General features: G+C 40.5%; 17 protein-coding genes. All 17 read right to left on the bottom strand.

The window, feature by feature from the left end:
* Nucleotides 1–42: 42 nt before the first annotated feature.
* The 17 genes from AOLE_RS08565 to AOLE_RS08485 all read right to left on the bottom strand — a co-directional run bounded on the left by AOLE_RS08565 (nucleotide 43) and on the right by AOLE_RS08485 (nucleotide 17,979).
* The gene (locus AOLE_RS08565; RefSeq protein WP_081399304.1) at nucleotides 43–501 is read right to left on the bottom strand and encodes a DUF6438 domain-containing protein; all 459 of its coding nucleotides are present in this window, start codon (nucleotides 499–501) and stop codon (nucleotides 43–45) included.
* Nucleotides 502–1,151: 650 nt separating this feature from the next.
* Nucleotides 1,152–3,581: a glucose/quinate/shikimate family membrane-bound PQQ-dependent dehydrogenase gene (locus tag AOLE_RS08560; RefSeq protein WP_013197675.1), complete on the bottom strand. Its 2,430-nt coding sequence runs from the start codon at nucleotides 3,579–3,581 to the stop codon at nucleotides 1,152–1,154.
* Between the two features lie 81 nt (nucleotides 3,582–3,662).
* Nucleotides 3,663–4,982, bottom strand: coding sequence for a carbohydrate porin (locus AOLE_RS08555; RefSeq protein ID WP_013197674.1), 1,320 nt, complete (start codon nucleotides 4,980–4,982; stop codon nucleotides 3,663–3,665).
* A gap of 69 nt (nucleotides 4,983–5,051) precedes the next feature.
* Nucleotides 5,052–6,506 carry a right-handed parallel beta-helix repeat-containing protein gene (locus AOLE_RS08550; protein WP_013197673.1) on the bottom strand — a complete coding sequence of 485 codons (1,455 nt, stop codon included), beginning with the start codon at nucleotides 6,504–6,506 and terminating at the stop codon, nucleotides 5,052–5,054.
* 19 nt (nucleotides 6,507–6,525) lie between these two features.
* Nucleotides 6,526–7,353, bottom strand: a complete 828-nt coding sequence (aroD, locus tag AOLE_RS08545) for a type I 3-dehydroquinate dehydratase (RefSeq protein ID WP_081399303.1) — start codon at nucleotides 7,351–7,353, stop codon at nucleotides 6,526–6,528.
* Between the two features lie 75 nt (nucleotides 7,354–7,428).
* The gene (gene pcaG / locus AOLE_RS08540; RefSeq protein WP_013197671.1) at nucleotides 7,429–8,058 is read right to left on the bottom strand and encodes a protocatechuate 3,4-dioxygenase subunit alpha; all 630 of its coding nucleotides are present in this window, start codon (nucleotides 8,056–8,058) and stop codon (nucleotides 7,429–7,431) included.
* Nucleotides 8,059–8,072: 14 nt separating this feature from the next.
* A complete protein-coding gene (pcaH, locus tag AOLE_RS08535) occupies nucleotides 8,073–8,798 on the bottom strand; it encodes a protocatechuate 3,4-dioxygenase subunit beta (protein WP_004792028.1) in 726 nt (241 codons plus the stop codon).
* 10 nt (nucleotides 8,799–8,808) lie between these two features.
* Entirely contained in the window at nucleotides 8,809–9,222 is a 414-nt protein-coding gene (pcaC, locus tag AOLE_RS08530; RefSeq protein WP_005306044.1) for a 4-carboxymuconolactone decarboxylase, read from the bottom strand.
* 15 nt (nucleotides 9,223–9,237) lie between these two features.
* Nucleotides 9,238–10,593 carry an MFS transporter gene (locus AOLE_RS08525; RefSeq protein WP_004792024.1) on the bottom strand — a complete coding sequence of 452 codons (1,356 nt, stop codon included), beginning with the start codon at nucleotides 10,591–10,593 and terminating at the stop codon, nucleotides 9,238–9,240.
* Between the two features lie 42 nt (nucleotides 10,594–10,635).
* On the bottom strand, nucleotides 10,636–11,421 hold the full coding sequence (gene pcaD / locus AOLE_RS08520; protein WP_013197670.1) for a 3-oxoadipate enol-lactonase: 786 nt from the start codon (nucleotides 11,419–11,421) through the stop codon (nucleotides 10,636–10,638).
* A complete protein-coding gene (gene pcaB / locus AOLE_RS08515; RefSeq protein WP_013197669.1) occupies nucleotides 11,418–12,776 on the bottom strand; it encodes a 3-carboxy-cis,cis-muconate cycloisomerase in 1,359 nt (452 codons plus the stop codon). The genes pcaD and pcaB overlap by 4 nt, the downstream gene beginning before the upstream one ends.
* Before the next feature lie 2 nt (nucleotides 12,777–12,778).
* Nucleotides 12,779–13,990: a 3-oxoadipyl-CoA thiolase gene (gene pcaF, locus AOLE_RS08510; protein ID WP_013197668.1), complete on the bottom strand. Its 1,212-nt coding sequence runs from the start codon at nucleotides 13,988–13,990 to the stop codon at nucleotides 12,779–12,781.
* A gap of 12 nt (nucleotides 13,991–14,002) precedes the next feature.
* Nucleotides 14,003–14,656 (bottom strand): 3-oxoacid CoA-transferase subunit B, encoded by a 654-nt coding sequence (locus AOLE_RS08505; protein WP_004792017.1) that lies wholly within the window; start codon nucleotides 14,654–14,656, stop codon nucleotides 14,003–14,005.
* 18 nt (nucleotides 14,657–14,674) lie between these two features.
* Nucleotides 14,675–15,346 carry a 3-oxoacid CoA-transferase subunit A gene (locus AOLE_RS08500; protein WP_013197667.1) on the bottom strand — a complete coding sequence of 224 codons (672 nt, stop codon included), beginning with the start codon at nucleotides 15,344–15,346 and terminating at the stop codon, nucleotides 14,675–14,677.
* Nucleotides 15,347–15,686: 340 nt separating this feature from the next.
* Entirely contained in the window at nucleotides 15,687–16,403 is a 717-nt protein-coding gene (ispD, locus tag AOLE_RS08495) for a 2-C-methyl-D-erythritol 4-phosphate cytidylyltransferase (RefSeq protein ID WP_013197666.1), read from the bottom strand.
* Nucleotides 16,369–16,758 (bottom strand): cell division protein FtsB, encoded by a 390-nt coding sequence (gene ftsB / locus AOLE_RS08490; RefSeq protein WP_004643028.1) that lies wholly within the window; start codon nucleotides 16,756–16,758, stop codon nucleotides 16,369–16,371. Before ftsB ends, ispD begins: the two co-directional genes overlap by 35 nt.
* A gap of 267 nt (nucleotides 16,759–17,025) precedes the next feature.
* Complete coding sequence (locus AOLE_RS08485; RefSeq protein WP_013197664.1) at nucleotides 17,026–17,979, bottom strand: bifunctional helix-turn-helix transcriptional regulator/GNAT family N-acetyltransferase; 954 nt, start codon at nucleotides 17,977–17,979, stop codon at nucleotides 17,026–17,028.
* Between the last annotated feature and the right edge of the window lie 106 nt (nucleotides 17,980–18,085).

Below are 18,085 nucleotides of genomic sequence, written 5' to 3'. Positions count from 1 at the left end.
TTCTTAACAAGTAAAAGCCCCAAGGTTTTGGGGCTTTTGTCATTAAATTAGATCTTTAATGCCTAATTGTTCAGGCAGTTTTTCCATGACCTTATTCAATCTAGTATTTGCAGGAGAGATACAACCTGTGTAATGGCTTAATTTTGTTTCCGTGCCATTTGGTTGAATCCATGAAATGTAATAGCTAGACATGTCGGTTGCCGTTTGCTGACAACCCGCAGTTTTAGATTGTGTACCTGTTTCAGGACGATAAGCTTTTAGATCATCTGCAAGTTTTTTATAATCTTTTACGCTACCTTGAATTTCTTTAACACCGATAGCTTTAGTATATTGCTTGCCTTCAAAACGAATTAAACCTGTAGGTGTTACTTCTACAGAATAGATTGGGCATGCGCCAAAGCATGGACTAGAAGCATAACGAATTGTCTCTTGTGTATTCGGTGCTTGCTGAACAGAAGCACAACCCATCAAAGCTAAACCAGATAAAGTTGCAAGAACCAAAAATCTCATCGTATCACCTATTATTATCAAGTGGCTTTAATTTATCAAATCATACACTTCTTGTCATTAAAGACTATTTTTTGTGATTGTTTTCATCAATTCATATATCTTATTGCTTAGGCTATTTTTATAAAAATTAAATATTATGATCTAAAGAGCATAAAAAAAGGCCCATCTTGCGATGAGCCTTAAGCCAATAAAAGCTTAAATTCCTGAAATACAAATTATTACTGGGTAGTAATAATCTGCGATGACCATTCTAACGTAATGCTATAAATTATATAAATATAATATAAATATATATTTACGCTGGTTTTTCCAGCAAAAAAATCCGACTTTTAAGGACTAAAAAGACAATAATGTTTATTTCTAATTAAAATTCACAACCTTAAGTTAAACAAAACTTAATAAACAAATCAGTTTTATTTATAGGTAAAACATTGTGAAAAATATCTAATCATTCGGCCACCTCTGCGGTTCAAGTATTCTCAATCTTAAGAATATTTTAGGTTTTGCAATGAGTTAAAGCACTTTTTTACTATTTGGTAAATCTATCTAATTAAAACAATAGAATTTACCACAGCACTTTAATATAAAAAACATATTAAAATTAAAGGCAAAAGAGAATTACTCTCTTTTGCCTTATTTAATTATTGTTCTAAGCTATAAGCGATTACATAATCACCATGATCAGGTGATTGACGTGCTCCGCCTGCCGTAACAACCACAAATTGTTTACCTGTTTTCGGTGAAACATAGCTTATTGGAGTTCCTTGGCTACCTACAGGCATGCGTGATTTCCACAGTTCTTTACCTGTAGATGAATCAAATGCACGTAAATAGTAGTCCTGTGTCGCAGCAAAGAAAACCAAGCCACCTTGAGTTGCCATCGGCCCGCCAATTGTTGGCATACCAATCGGTGCTTTTAAGCCCATTTTGATACCCATAGGTCCTGTGTCTTCAACTGTACCCAGTGGTACTTGCCATGCAACTTGACGAGTTTTCATGTCAATTGCAGTCATAGTACCAAATGGTGGTTTCTGACAAGGAATACTTAAGGCCGACATAAAGCGGTTTTTATTCACTTTATATGGTGTACCTTTCATTGGTACAGCACCCATACCAGTATTTACTTTTTCACCGCCACTCGCCTGAATCTTAATATCTTCAGGAGTTTGTTCCATTAATTGAACCCATAAGCCAAGGCGCATATCGTTCACGAACATATAACGATGAGTCGGATCAAACGCAATGCTACCCCAGTTCATGCCACCCAAAGAACCTGGAAAGCTTAATGAAACGTCAGTACCCGGTGCAGTAAATAGACCTTCGTAACGCATTGACTTGAAGTTAATACGGCACATGAGCTGATCAAACGGCGTTGCACCCCACATATCTGATTCAGTTAAAGTCTGATTACCAATTTGAGGCATTTCAACTGAACGTGGTTGAGTTGCACTATATTGCTCACCCGGAATATTGGCAGGCTTAACTGGCTGTTCAATTACTTTAGTCAGTGGTTTACCGGTTACACGGTCAAGCACAAAGAATTGACCTGATTTGGTTCCAATCACAACAGCAGGTTTAGTTGTACCATCTTTCAATGGGAAATCAACTAGGCTTGGTTGCATTGGTAAATCGAAGTCCCATAAATCGTTATGAACAGTTTGATATACCCACTTTTCTTTACCTGTTGTCGCATCAAGTGCCAAAACAGAAGTATTGTATTTATGATCTAACGGATTACGGTTACCACCCCAAATGTCGACAGATGAGCTACCCATAGGTAAGAACACCGTATTCATTTGCGGGTCATATGACATTGCAGCCCAAGAGTTTGCCGAACTACGTTTATAAGTTTCACCTGGTTTAAGAACATAGTTAGGATCTGGATTACGTGCATCAAATGCCCAACGAAGTTTACCAGTAATGACGTCATAACCACGGATAACACCACCCGGCATATCTGCTGCTACGTTATCGGCAATACGGCTACCCACTACAATGGTTGTTCCAGCAATAGTCGGAGCAGAAGTCACTTCAAAACGTGGAGCTTTAGTTCCAGCTCCCAGACCTTCTAACAGATCAACTGTTCCATTTACACCAAAATCAGCACAGCGCTGACCGTTATCTGCATTCACTGCAATTAAACGACCGTCAGGTGTATTTGTATATAAACGACGCGGACATGCTGTATTGGTTGCAACTGTGGTTACTGCATTTGCACCAGCCAAAGTTGGTTGTACAAGTGGTTTGGTCGAATCAAAGTATGCAACCCCACGGCAACGTTCCCAAGCATCGGCTTTAGAGTTCACTTCAGCTTTCCAGAGTTGTTTACCCGAGTCAGCATCTATCGCAAAAATGTTGTTATGTGGTGTACATAAAAAAACTTTATTTCCAACTTGTAGTGGGGTCATTTGGTCTTCAGCACCATTACCACTACCTGTTGTAGAATCACCTGTTCTAAAACGCCAAGCTTCTTTTAGTTTATGAACGTTATCTCGGTTAATTTGATCGAGAGCAACAAAGCGACTACCACCTGCATCATTTCCATAATTTTCCCAATTCACCTGTTTTTTAGCTGGGTCAACTGGTACTAAAGGTAGCTTTTCACCGGAACTTGCTACTGTTGGATGCGGTTGGAACATTTGATAAAACGCAATCAACATACCAACAACAACTAACCCACCCACTGCATAAGATGAAGATGCCAAGCTAGTTTGAAATTGATAACGTCGAATTGAAGGCAAGGTAAATAATAATGCGGCAAAAAGACCTGCAGGAAACATTAACCGCGAAAATAACGGCCAAAATTCCCATCCTGCATCAACAAATGACCAAATGACTGTGCCAACAAAAACAGCCGCAAAAATCCAGACACCAAGTGCCTTTTTACGAAAAATACTAAATGCGGAAATGGTAATTAACAGTCCTGCGACTAGGAAATACCAAGACCCGCCTAATGAAACTAGCTTGCCACCGCCTACGATGTAAAAAACACCAGTAGCCAATAAAACTAGGCCTAATAGAAAACACCATATTTTGAATAAGATATGAAACTTAGAATCTGACTCAGACATAGATCCTACTCCACATATACTGAACACAATAGTTCAAGCATTTGGGCCAGTTAAACTATGTCTAACTAGCCATCAACATTGTTAAAAATTGACTTTAACGCTTAAGCCCGCCACCCAAGCATCATCGACCGCTTTTACACCAGCAGGTTGATGGATATATTGAATGTTTGGACGTAACATAACGGCCGGAGACCATTGATAGGTATAGTTCAATTCGACATTTAGCTCGTCGTCTTGAATTGGAATATAGTCAGATGCAATCGCATCATAGCTATAATATCCACGACTTTCGTTAGTTGCGATTTGCTTATCTTTAGCACGATCATTGACCAAATAATTGGCAATACCAAAACCAATCGAATCATTTGGACGGCTATCAAATGGCCCTTTATACCAAAGAGCAAGTTGTTGGGTACTTTGAACAAAGGTCGTTGCCTTATCATTTACAACGCCATTAAAACTTACATATAAACCGCGTTTCGGATCTTGGCCGTTATTCGTCAGTTGTTGTTGTGCATTAATCCAGAAACTTTGTTTTCCGTCATGAACCTTCCCCGCAGTTTTAATATCATTTGCTTCTGCGGTTGAGTACAGCGCACCTACTTTATATTCACCCGGTAAACCATTAAAAGCAGCAAGTTTTGGTTTCCATGCGAGCTCAACTGGTATGGTTGCACCCTTCACGTTGTTCATATCCAGATTAAAACCATCACTATTTGATTCGGTTTTAATGTTGTCTGGATTTACTTCATAAACACCGACACCCAAAGTCCACTCAGGCGCAAATTGATATTTAACGTTTGCAGCCCAAACACCAACTGGTGAGTTGTACCAAATTGAACCAATTGATTTTCCTAGCTGCCCACCGCAAAGCAATAAGTTCTGAAACTCACATTGAGAACTATTGAAGTCTTCTGACATGCCCATACGGCCAACTTTGGCCTGTATAGTATTATCAACAAAGCCTTTCTTTACCCATGCTTGAGACAGACGCCAGATTTTACCGCGGCCATAAATCTCTTGAGCATTACCTAATTGGCTAGAACGCGGGTCTTTAATACGCTCCAAAGTAAGCGCATTTCCGTCACGTTTAGTCACGACTAGACTCGCTGTTGTATCTTTCCACCCAGCAATCTTTTCTAAATCGAAGTTTGCACCTAAAGAAAGTTGCGCAGCATTTTCAAAAGTATTGCTGTCGTTGTAACCACCATCTAAATTTGTGGCACTTTGGCTCATAATAGAAGCTGTAAATTTATAGCCCTGTTGTTCTAGCTGCTGGCGCTCACCATTCCAGTCGCCTAGCAACCATTGACGGTCTTGTGACCAAGGCTCATTAGCAAGTGCAAATTGACTGCCTAATACTGCGATTGTTAACACACTCAGTTTCATTATATTTGGCATTTCAAGTCCCTTTTATCATTTCTATATTTCTATGCTGCGCCTCAGTTTGAGGCGCTTCCCTTATTGTTATTATTTAGTTTGTACGGCCGAACTAAGTTCAGACGTCGCGCCAAAACGATCCGTTACATTCGCTGTAATTGAAGCAACTTTGCCAGTTGGCTTCCAATTTGCTTTTGCATTGCCTTCGGCATCTGTAGCAACGATAACCGCTCCCAAATATTGCTCAGCTTCTTTTGATGCCGCATTTTGATTTCCAAAGAACTCAACTTGATAGCGTTGGTTTGGTAATCCATTAATTTCTACAGCAACTGAACCTTTATTAACGGTTAACTTAGGCGCTTTAATGCCCTGATTCGGCTGAGCATTACAGTTTTGTTGATTTGGTTGAGTACAAGTTTTTTGTTGCTTAGATGGATCAACAACTACACCGCCACCACGAGAACCGACAAAACCTTCATGCTCAAGTGCAGGTACACCAAATACAATTGCACCTAAACGCTGATTTGGTACACATGAACCACCTGCTTCACAGCGTTTAATATCTTTACCATTGTCCCAAATCAGGTTTTTAGTCAATGTAATTTTTGCATTTGCATCTTTTTCCGAACGAATAGCAACACCAATACGGTTACCATGCACTCTATTGCTATCAAGAATGTTGCCATCACCTGTCATGTTGAAACCAATCGAGTTATTGGTCATTTCGTTGTAAGCAATATAGTTACGCTTACCCCAGTTAATCTGTAAACCATCCGAGTAGTTTTCGAATTTATTACCGACTACGGCATTATCATTACCCCACAAAATTTCAATACCTTGTGATGGCTCTGGGTTCGCTTTCGTTGAAACAAAATGGTTATTTGCAATTAAGTTAAACGCAGCGCCACGGGTCAGTTCTAAACCATCACCATTATCTTGGAAGATGTTGTCTAAAACTTTATTGTTATTGGTCGTGGTTGCAGTTGGGTTACCTTGTCCGTCATCACCAGTAAGCATGACACCAGCACCACCGTAATTATTACTAATACGGTTATGTTGAATAAGGTTATTGCTTGAACGGTTAACCAATACACCAATACAAAAACGATGAATGTCTAAACCTTTTAAAGTGACATTGTTGACGTCACGTAGTACCAATCCCGGTAAAGTCATGGTACGGACATTTGTTCCGTACTGTTCAGGGTTTGCACCTGGGCAAGCTTTTGCACCTTCGCCTTTAATATAATTTGAACCATCAATTGCGATGTATTCACCCGTTTTATCCCACTGGGTACCAATAATTTTGACAGGTGCTTTAATTTCAGGAAGTGCGCTATTTAATTTAATTGCATAAGGTGCTTTGCCTACCGCCTGAATCAAAATCTCGCTCGCTTCGCTTGAATTTGCATTGGCTTGTTCAATTGCCCAGCGTAAAGAGCCTTTATTGCTATCGTCTTGATAACGGTCAACAACATAAGTTTGTGCTGCAGTTATTCCTGAAACCATCAAACCTAATGCAAGAGTAGTTAAACGTAATGTATTCATTTCATCATATCCTTATGATTTATGGGTTTGTTGGTTGAACGGTTTTTAAAATCTGTTTGAGCTTAGTCACATCAATTTGCCCTGGTGCAGAAGCCTCGCCAATCATGCCAAAGCTATAACTTCCGCCCATGTTGGCAGTCGCAACACGAGAAATCGTACCCAGCTGTCCCATCGACATCGTTAACAATGGTTTAGTAGTTTGCTGACTTACTTTTAAAGTTGCGTTCATTAGAGTGAAAACATCTTGTTTAGATTTTGGCATTACGGCAATTTTTAGAATATCTGCCCCCATTTGATCTTGTTTTAACAAACGTTTTTCAATTTCATCTTGGCTCGGTGTTTTTTGGAAGTCATGATTAGACATCACAATCAATACTTTCTTTTGATGTGCTTTTTGAACAATCTCTGAAACTACTTTTTGATCACGGAACATTTCAACATCTAACCAGTCCATGAACGGATTTTTTAAATAAGCCTGATAAGTCTTACCATAATCAGCATCGCTAATTTCAAGCTGACCACCTTCGTTTTTGGTGCGAATTGTGGCGATTAGTGGCTTATTGCCTAAAATCTTTTTTAATTCATGCCCCAATGCAATCACTTGTTTCGTATCACTCGCAAAACTGAGTAAGTCGATACGGAACTCTGCCAAATCAGCATCTGCTGTATTCGCAATCACTTGAGCTTGCGCTAAAGCTTGTTCTTTGGTTTTTGCTGTAATTGGAACAATTGTTTTAACTGCTGTAGTCGCAGGTTGTGTTTGATTAGCTAAAGCAACAGGTTCAGCATTTACCTGTGCTGTAAAAAATGGGAGTGCAAGCAAACTTAAGCTTAATAATGTTTTCATTTTCATCTCTTTCATACCATCCTTTAAAAAGGCTACACGCATCCATGGACAATCATGTGTAGCCTTAGGTGTTTCTTAAATATCAAAAAATACCGTTTCGTTATCGCCTTGAATACGAATATCAAAGCGGTAAACAATTTCACCATTTTCTTCAAAACGTTTTGCAATAAGCGTTTGGCGACGCGGTGCCCACTCAATGCTATTTAAAATTGGATCATTGCTATTTGCTTCGGCTTCATCTTCAAAATAAACACGTGTATGAAGACCTAAGTTAATACCGCGAGCGAAAATGACTAATGCAATATGCGGTGCTTGAGTTGAACCTTTACGACCGGCTGTAGCACCTGGCTTAATTGTATTAAAGCTCCAGATACCTGTTTCAAAGTCAGCGCCAGTACGTCCCCAACCCTGAAATGCAGGATCAGCTTTTTGCTCACGCGTATCTGCCTGACTTGGGTAAATACCATTCGCATCGGCTTGCCAAATTTCGATCAGCACATCGCGCAGCGGTAAACCTAATCCGTCAAATACCTGACCTTCAAGACGAATACGCTCGCCTTTGGTTTGGTCTTGTACTAACTGGTTATTAAAGTTGTTTTCAAACACTTCAATATTTGCTTGTTGTGGCAATAAACCAATGTGGACGTAAGGACCACCTGTTTGAGATGGAGTTTCTTTTAATTCCTGAAAATTCCAGTTATTCATGCTCGTGCTCCTGATTAAGTCAAATCATTTTCGAAGTAAGTCGCTCGACGACCACGTAAAGTGATGTCAAAACGGTAACAACGGCTATCAGCTTCGATAAAGTTGTTTTTATCTTCTAGTGCAATCAATGCACGACGTTGATCTTCAGAAGGAATCGTTTTTAAAATCGGGCAAGTGTCAATGAGCGTATCGCCTTCAAAATAAAACTGCGAAATTAGGCGCTGAGCCCAACCATCAGCAATTAAAGAGAAGTGAATATGAGCTGGACGCCATTCATTAATACGGTTACGCCACGGATATGGACCTGGTTTAATCGTACGGAAAATATAAAAACCATTTTCGTCAGTTAATGTACGACCACAACCACCGAAGTTAGGGTCCATTGCACCAATAAACTTATCGTTTGGATGGCGATAACGGCCAGAAGCATTGGCTTGCCATACTTCTAAAAGTGCATTTTTAACAGGACGACCAAACTGGTCACGGACATAACCATGAACAATGACACGCTCACCAATTGGTAAACCATCTTTGGCATAGTTCAAAATCAAATCGTTATCTTTTGGGCCAAACAAATTTGAAGAAAAATGCGGCGCAGTAACTTCAGTTAAAGTCTCATTAATAGAAATCAATGCATTTTTTGGCGAACGTAAAACACTTGTCTTATAACCTTCCGCATATGCAGGTGGATGATCTTCTGTATTACGTTGGGCGTAAGCACCCCAGCTATGTTGTGACATCTTTATCTCCTTAATCCTGTTCTTTTGCTGCAACTGAGTTGACTTCTATTCCCAACTCTTTAAAGACTTCTTCGGCCATATGCATTGCAGCATTTGCAGCAGGTAAACCTGCATAGAGTGAGCTATGTAAGATCAACTCTTTTAAATCTTCTTTGGTTACGCCATTGTTGAAGCAAGCACGTAAATGCATGCGTAGTTCATCTTCGCGGCCAAGCGCCAATAAAATTGCGATCGTCACTAAACTACGTGTATGACGCGGTAGGCCCGGACGAGACCACACCTCACCCCATGCGTAACGGCTAATAAAGTTTTGAAAATCTTGGTTAAAGTCATTTAAGTTTTGCAAAGACCGACCAACATGCTTTTCACCCAAAACTTCAGTCCGCACCTCAATGCCTTGTTTATAGCGTTGTTCATCATTCATTGTCATAGACCTCTATTAAGTTGCATCGGTATGCGCAACAAGTGATTTAACAAATACAGCAACAGCCGCAGCAGTCGCTGGAATTAGTAATAAACTGAGAATGGCAGTAAACGACCAATCATTACCAAGTAGTACGGCACCAATCCAAGCACCAAATACCGCACCGAAACGACCAATACCCGTCATCCAAGACACACCTGTTGCACGGCACTGCGTTGGATAGAAACGAGCACTTAACGCTGGCATTGAAGATTGCGCACCATTAATCGCGATACCGGCACAAAGAACGAGTACAGCAAGTAATGTTGAATTTCCTAAGCTTTGACCAACAGCAATCGCAAATAGACCCGCAGCAAAGTAGAAAATGGCAATAACTCGGTTCGGGTTAAATTTATCCATCGCCCAACCGATGAATAATGCACTTACCACACCACCAAACTGGAACAATCCACCAATAAATGCAGCACGCTCCATTGAAGCACCTGTTTCACGCATCAGTGTTGGTAACCAGCTTGTAAGCAAGTAAACAACCACTAAGCCCATGAAATAGGTCAACCAAAGTAAAAGTGTTCCTTTTGCATATGGTTTAGAAAACATAATTCCAAAGACATTTTTCTTTTGAGCTGTTTCAGTTTTCTCTTCAGGTACGTGGAATGCAGTCGCATTTTGAACTTGAGTTGGCGCGATATGATTTAAAATCTTGCGTACTTTTTCAGGGTTCTTACCTTTAACAATTAAAAAGCGGTAAGACTCAGGTAAGACAAAAATCACTAAAACCATTAAGATCAAAGGTGACCAGCCGCCAAGTAAAAATAGACTGTGCCAACCGTAGGTCGGGATGAGCCAGCTACTAATAAAGCCACCTGTTGCCATACCTAGGTTGTAGCCACAGAACATACATGTCACCAGCAGTGAACGAATGCGTGTTGGACAGTATTCAGAGAATAATGTGGTGGCATTTGGCATCGCTGCACCCAAACCAATACCTGTCAAAAAGCGTAAAACGACAAGGCTATCTAAGTTGGTTGCATAAGCAGATGCTAAAGTAAAACCACCAAACACAAGCATCGAAAAAGCTAAAACGATTTTTCGACCAAAACGGTCAGCTGTTGGGCCAGAAACCAAAGCTCCAATAATCATTCCACCAAGTGCAGCACTCATCACTGGGCCTAACTGAGAGCGATCAACACCCCAGTCTTGAGCCAAAGCTGGAGCGATAAAACCCATTGCAGCAGTATCGATACCATCAGTAAAAATAATTAAGAAACAGATGATTGCAATCATCCATTGATACTTACTGAGTGGAGCATCATTAATTAATGCTTGAGCATCGATACTTTTATTTGGTGCAGCGTAATCCTGAGACGCCATGTTTGCCTCCTTAAGGCCAATTCCTTTTAAACTACTAAGCTATTAGATTTGCTGAATAAACCTAGTCAATTCCTGAGTAAATCTTTGCGGTTGCTCGATATTAGAAAGATGAGATGCTTCCAATTTAGCAATTTGACTGTTCTTAATAGCATTCTGCATAAACTCAGCATCTGCTACTGTAGTTACCGGATCATATGTCCCTGCAACCAGCAATACCGGGATCTGGATTTGTGCAATTTCATCTCTTAAATCAGCATGTGCTAAAGCACGACACGCATTGGCATAACCTTGTGCTGGTGTGTTTGCCAGACTTTGAATCGTCGTTTGAGCAACCACATTATGTTGATAGTCGAATTTTTCACTAAACCAACGTGTATGCGTAGTTTTAACCAATTCAGCCAGTCCATTTTGTTCTACTGATTCTGCGCGACTCAACCACGCCTCAGCCTGTCCAATTTTTGCCGCCGAATTTGCGACAGTAATGCTTAGAAAGCGCTCTGGGTAATGGATAGCTAACCAAAGCCCTGTAATTCCGCCCATTGAAATGCCACAAAAATGAGCTTTTTTAATATCTAAGGCATCTAAAATATCAGCAACATCTTCACCTAAATTTTGTAAAGATGTTTCAGCGATCACATCACTTTCGCCATGACCACGTGTGTCGTATGTAATGACATTAAAATGACTTTTAAGCTCATCTACTTGCGGCTGCCACATTCCATGATCTGTTCCTAACGAGTTAGATAACACAAGTGCTGGAGCATCTTTTAATCCATCGGTATATACAGCGAGCTGTTTACCTTGTCGATTGGTTATAAGCTGTTTCACTTTATGTCTCCTCCTTGTGCTTCTTGCAGAACAGCATCAATTTGAGCTTGAATGTTGCCCAAATAGTTTTCTGCTTTAAATATTTCCAAAATTTCTGTTTGACTAAAATGTTCTTTTACTTCATCTAACTGACTAACAACCTTAGATAAATGCTGCTTTTGAGCCACGGCTGTTTTACAAGCTGCTTCAACAACATGATGAGCAGTTAAACGTCCAATTTTTGGAGCAAGCGCCATCATCACAGCTTCTGCCATAATCAGCCCGTTGGTACAGTCAAGGTTCTGCTGCATATGCTCAGCACTAACTTCGAAACCTTGTAAAACTTCACCAGTACGAGTTAATGCTCCAGCACAAAGCTGAAAAATTTCAGGGATTGCTAACCATTCTGCATGCCATGCGCCTAAGCTACGCTCATGTTCCTGCACCATGCTTTGATAGATGCTAGACATAAGTGCTGGTACACGATTTGCTGCTGCAAGTACTGAAGCTGCTGCAACTGGATTCCGCTTATGAGGCATGGTTGATGAACCACCACGGCCCTTTGCAGTTGGTTCAAACAATTCGGCAATTTCAGTTTGCATCATGAGTGACCAATCACGTGCCATCTTGCCCGTATTCCCAACAATCATGCCAAGCACACTTGCGATTTCTACAATACGGTCGCGCTCACCATGCCATGTGCTTGTCGGTACAGTCAGATTCAGCTGCTGAGCAAATGCACTGACCACAAGTGAACCTTGATCTTGCAAAGAAGCTAATGAACCTACAGCACCGCCTAACTGAGCAGTGAGTACACGTGATTTCATTGCTTGAATACGATCTAAATCACGTTTAAATGCAGAAGCCCAGCGAGCAAGCTTATGCCCTAAAGTAATTGGTAAAGCTTGCTGCAACCATGTACGCCCAATCATGACTTGATAGCGATATTGCTTAGCTTGGTGTAATGCAGTGGTGTAGCAATGTTGAAGTTGTTCTTCCACAATGTTTAACGCATCACGGCATTGCAAAATACAAGCTGTGTCTAAAATATCCTGACTCGTTGCGCCCCAATGCACATAACGTGAAGCATCTTCATCAACATCTTTAACAATTGCCGTAAGCTGCTTTACAAATGGAATTGCGATATTTCCAGCTAAACCTGTTGCGACAGCCAAAGCGGAAAAATCAAACTTTTCTATTGCCTGCTCAGCTACTTGGGCAATGGTATTAGCCGCATTTTGAGGAATCACGCCAACTTTTGCCTGTGCTTGAGCTAACGCAACTTCAACCTGAATCATATATGTGATTAAAGATGAGTCACTAAAGATGTCAGTGACGTCTTTTTGATAAAACAAACTGGCATATAAGTGGCTCATGATTAGACTCTCTCAATAATCAATGCGATGCCTTGGCCTACACCAATACACATTGAACATAAGGCATAACGACCACCTGTTTGCTCAAGCTGGTTTAATGCTGTTGTCACTAGGCGTGCACCTGATGCACCAAGTGGATGACCCAAAGCAATTGCACCACCATTTGGATTCACCTTGTCAGAACCATCTGGCAAACCTAAATCACGGGTCACGGCCAAAGCTTGTGCAGCAAAGGCTTCATTGAGCTCAATCACATCCATCTGATCTAAAGTCAGGTTGGCTTGTTTAAGTAGTTTCTTAATGGCTGGTGCCGGAGCAAAACCCATAATGCGTGGTTCTACACCCACCGCTGTTGAAGCAATGATTCTGGCACGTGGTTTTAAATTGTAAGCTTGAACTGCCTCATCAGAAGCAATCAGCAATGCTGCTGCACCATCGTTAATACCTGAAGCATTCCCCGCAGTCACAGAACCATCTGCTTTGACAACAGGTTTAAGTTTGCTTAAAGCTTCAAGGGTGGTTGATGCACGTGGATGTTCATCGGTATCAATCACAACAGCATCACCCTTACGCTGAGGGATCTCAACTGCCACGATTTCTTTAGAAAAAAAGCCTTTGGCTTGCGCGCTTGCGGTGCGTTGTTGGCTCACCAAGGCAAACTGGTCCTGATCTGCACGATTCACGTTAAACTGTTCAGCGACGTTTTCGGCAGTCTGGGGCATGGTGTCTACACCATACAATTCTTTAAGTTTAGGGTTAATGAAACGCCATCCCATGGTGGTGTCTTCAATCTTCTGGCTACGGCCAAAAGCACTGTCAGACTTACCCATCACATAAGGTGCACGGCTCATGCTTTCTACACCACCTGCAATCACCAAGTTTGCTTCACCTGCTTTAATGGCGCGGGCAGCAATAGCAATCGCATCGAGTGAAGAACCGCACAAACGGTTAATGGTGGTTGCTGGAACCTGATACGGCAAACCTGCAAGCAGTGCTGACATACGACCGACATTACGGTTATCTTCACCGGCTTGGTTGGCACAGCCATAGATCACATCATCGACCTGTTCCCAATCTACATTTGGGTTACGCTGCATGAGTGCTTTAATCGGTACAGCGCCAAGGTCATCGGCACGAACGGGAGCAAGGCCACCAGCATAACGGCCGAATGGAGTACGGATGGCATCGATGATATAAGCGTTTTTTAATGTCATTTCCCTACTTCCTTACCCTTGAGTCGCATCAATCAAAGTTGCACCAGTCAAAGCCTGTAACTCATCAAAGCTAAGACCTTCCACTTTCTCAATCACCTTTAAACCATCTTTAGTCACGTCAATCACACACAGGTCAGTGTAAATACGATCAACACAGTGTTTACCCGTAACCGGATAGCTCAGCTCAGCCACAATCTTCGGCTCACCTTGCTTGGTCACATGGTCTGTGGTGATAAATACTTTTTTAGCACCTACAGCTAAATCCATCGCACCACCCACCGCAGGAATCGCATCAGGTGCACCCGTGTGCCAGTTCGCCAAATCACCATTCGCTGCAACCTGAAATGCGCCAAGCACGGCAATATCAAGGTGTCCACCACGCATCATCGCAAATGAGTCGCCATGGTGGAAAAAGCTGCCGCCTTCAAGCATGGTCACAAACTCTTTACCTGCATTAATCAGTTCAGGGTCTTCTTCACCTGCCGCTGGTGGTGGGCCAAAAGCCAACAGGCCATTTTCAGAATGAAGAAAAATATCTTTATCGTTAGGTAGGTAGCTTGCAATCTTGGTTGGTAAACCAATGCCTAAGTTTACATAGGCGCCATCTGGAATATCTTGTGCCACACGTTTTGCAATCTGGTCACGGCTGAGTTTCTGGTAGCTCATGTTATTTCTCCTTATTGCTTACTGTGCGGGCTGTACTTGTACAACGTGCTGTACAAAGATACCTGGGGTGATGATGTGCTCTGGATCTAATCCACCTAGCTCAACCACTTCAGACACCTGAACAATGGTGACATCAGCAGCCATGGCCATAATCGGACCAAAGTTACGTGCAGATTTACGGTAAACCAGATTGCCCCAGCGGTCGCCTTTGTAAGCTTTAATCAAGGCAAAGTCCGCCTTGATCGGATATTCGAGTACGTAATCTTTACCATCAATTTCACGGGTTTCTTTGCCTTCAGCTAAAAGTGTTCCAAAACCTGTTGGGGTAAACACAGCACCAAGTCCCATACCTGCTGCCTGAATACGGCAAGCCAGATTACCTTGCGGAACTACTTCAAGCTCGACTTTTCCGGCACGGTACAATTCATCAAAAACATAAGAGTCTGACTGACGTGGGAAAGAACAGATCACTTTTTTAACTGAACCAGCCTTAAGCAGTTTAGCCAGACCATAATCGCCATTACCGGCGTTATTACTAACAATCGTTAAATCTTTAACACCGAGTTCAATCAGTCCATCAATGAGTTCAGCGGGTTGTCCTGCGGTACCAAAACCACCAATCAGAATGGTCGCGCCATCTTTAATCTGCGATAGTACCTCGCTTAGAGAGGACTTACTTTTGTCAATCATTAGACAACTCCATTGTGCTCATTCAGGAAGGAATAGATAAGAGATTTAGGCACACAGAGGCAGAATGAACAGATAGATATTTCACTCAATCCCGAGTGTTTCCCTTAGATTTCCTTTTAAACATTCTTGATAATTTTTGTAATTTGATCTAGTTATCAAACCATGGTTTTGTTCGGTATAAATATTTTTTGTTCGATGATCGAACATTATCTAGTATAGTTGTACGATTTTGATAAATCATAAAACTTATCAATGTAAAAGAATATGAGTGGTTATAAATAGATATGTAGAAAACTTACTTAGATGGGCAAATCATCTAAGCAAGTTAAAAATAATAGAATTATGACTGAGATTGCAGAATCAAACGTGCAAGTTCTAAATCATCGGGATAGGTAATTTTTATATTATCCGAACGCCCCATTACAACCTGTACAGTTTCACCCATATACTCGAGTGCACTTGCCTCATCGGTAATAGTGACGTTATTTTCTAAAGCGTGTTCAATTGCTTTTTTTAGTTTACCGATTTTAGTAATTTGAGGAGTTTGAGCTTGCCATAATAAATCTCGGCTAACTGTTTTATCAATTTGATTGCCTGACTTAACCTGCTTTAAAGTATCACGAACAGGAATTGCTAAAATAGCGCTCTCATTTGATTCAATTGCATTTGCAACAAGTGCATTTAAACAATCAAGGGTTACACAAGGGCGAGCCGCATCATGCACAAGGACCCAATCATTTTCATCAGCAAAATTTAAAAGATGATTTAACGCATTTAAAACTGAATGAACTCGCTCAGCTCCACCAATGCAAAAATGCGCCTTATCTATATTTTGAAATGCTAGAGTCTGAGCAAAGGTATCTTGTCCACCAATTGCCAAAACATAACCATTTAATGGAAGTTGGCTTATACGGCCAATCGTATGTTCTAAAACAGTCCTATCCTGAATATATTGATACTGCTTCAATTCAGTTTTAGAAAAACGACTTCCTGATCCTGCAGCTGGAATTACTGCCCACAATTTAGTCCGGGATATCTGGGGATGCAGGTGTCTCATTCGTTTCCAAATCAACTTTAGCGTTCGGGTCAATATAAATAGGTTTGTAATGGGTACTGATCGTACTCATTTGAACAAATGTCTCGTGAGGTTTAACCAAACCAAGATCAAGGCGAGCATGTTCTTCTATTGCTTCTGTACCATTTTTCAGGTCAAAAACCTCTGCTGCCAAAATACGGTTTCGTTCTTTAAGCTCTTCATTTACCTCAGCTTGTTGCTGAATTTGTTGCATAAGAGCTTGATGAGGGATATAGCCACCCTCACCTAACCAAAATTGATATTGCAGAATAGCTACTAAAACAATAACAAGTAGCAATATCAGTTTGCTTGAAGTGGATCGAAATACTTCTAACATATCATTAAGATTTTTAATTAAAAACTTTCGTTAAGAGATTGTATTGTATAGTAATTAACAAGTAGCATGCGCAATTCCTGCAAAAATTTAAGCAAAATTATTAATGGGCATATTACTTTAATTGACCATTGTGACATGTTTCATTTTGTCAAAAATGAATAGAATTTGAAAGGGAAATAATATTTATAAGTACAACTGTTTATAAATCAATCTACCCACAAAAAATCATTCTAAGTATAAGAAATTTATGTCGAGAAAAGCTTATGGTTAATTTCCATTATTTACCCGTGTAAATTGTTGCTCTAACATGGTGTTGCCCCATTGGTCTCCTTCCCATTCATTCGTCAGCTTAAAACCAAAAGTTTCATAAAGTTTTCTTGCGGCGCTAAGGCCACTAAACGTCCATAATTGAACAGCAGAGAATTGCTTTTGATCACAAAAGTTTATTGCTTCTTTTAATAGCTTTTTGCCGATTCCCTGTCCTCGACAATCGTCACTTAAAATAAACCACCGAAGATGAGCCTCGTTATTTCCTAAATCTTCACCATCAATCGCAACAGAACCCACAATCTTATTATTTTTTATTGCCAACCAAATATTATTAGAGTCTTTATAAAGACGGTTAGAGAACTCAGCTAAATTGGTAGCCACTTTTCCTTCAAAAAAAGGTCCAAAATTATAATTTTCATAATAATAAGTACCATGCATTTCTGCGATTCTGCCAATCATACCTGCGCGGTAGCCACTCACAATTTCAATAGTATTGTTATCTATAAGATCTTTATTACCTCGACAGTCTACTAAAGATTCAGCATAGGCTGTCAAACCTTGAGCAATAATAAGTTGTTCAGAAGAGTTTAACTTTTCAATGGCTTGAATAACTCGCATTTCTCCATAATTATTAATTTTTCTTACAGTATCCACTCCTTTCGGTGTAAGTTTAATCACTTTTAGTCTGGCATCATTCTTATCTTGTTCCTCTTTAATCTCACCAGCCTTAATGAGTTTAAGCAACATTCTACTCACACTCGATTTCTCTAGACCTAAAAGCTGTCCTAATTGTACAGCGGTTAAAGAACCTCTATTTTCAAGCTCAAGTAAAGAATGAACAGCTGACGGAGAATAATCAGTAGTAGCAAGAGTTGAACTCATAAAACCTAATTCACGAACCATGATTCGAGATGAACTACGGATTTCATCAATAATTTTTTGGTCAATCATCACTGCACACTCAACATATAGTTGTACAATACAACCATATTTGTAAAAAAGAAGTCAAGATTTTCTTCTCTTTTAAAACCAGCTTAAAAAGAATAAAAGCCCTCTT

This window comes from Acinetobacter oleivorans DR1 (assembly GCF_000196795.1).
Taxonomy (GTDB): domain Bacteria; phylum Pseudomonadota; class Gammaproteobacteria; order Pseudomonadales; family Moraxellaceae; genus Acinetobacter; species Acinetobacter oleivorans.
The sequence above is the reverse complement of the archived record's forward strand: the minus strand, read 5'-3'. Positions and strand labels throughout refer to the sequence as shown.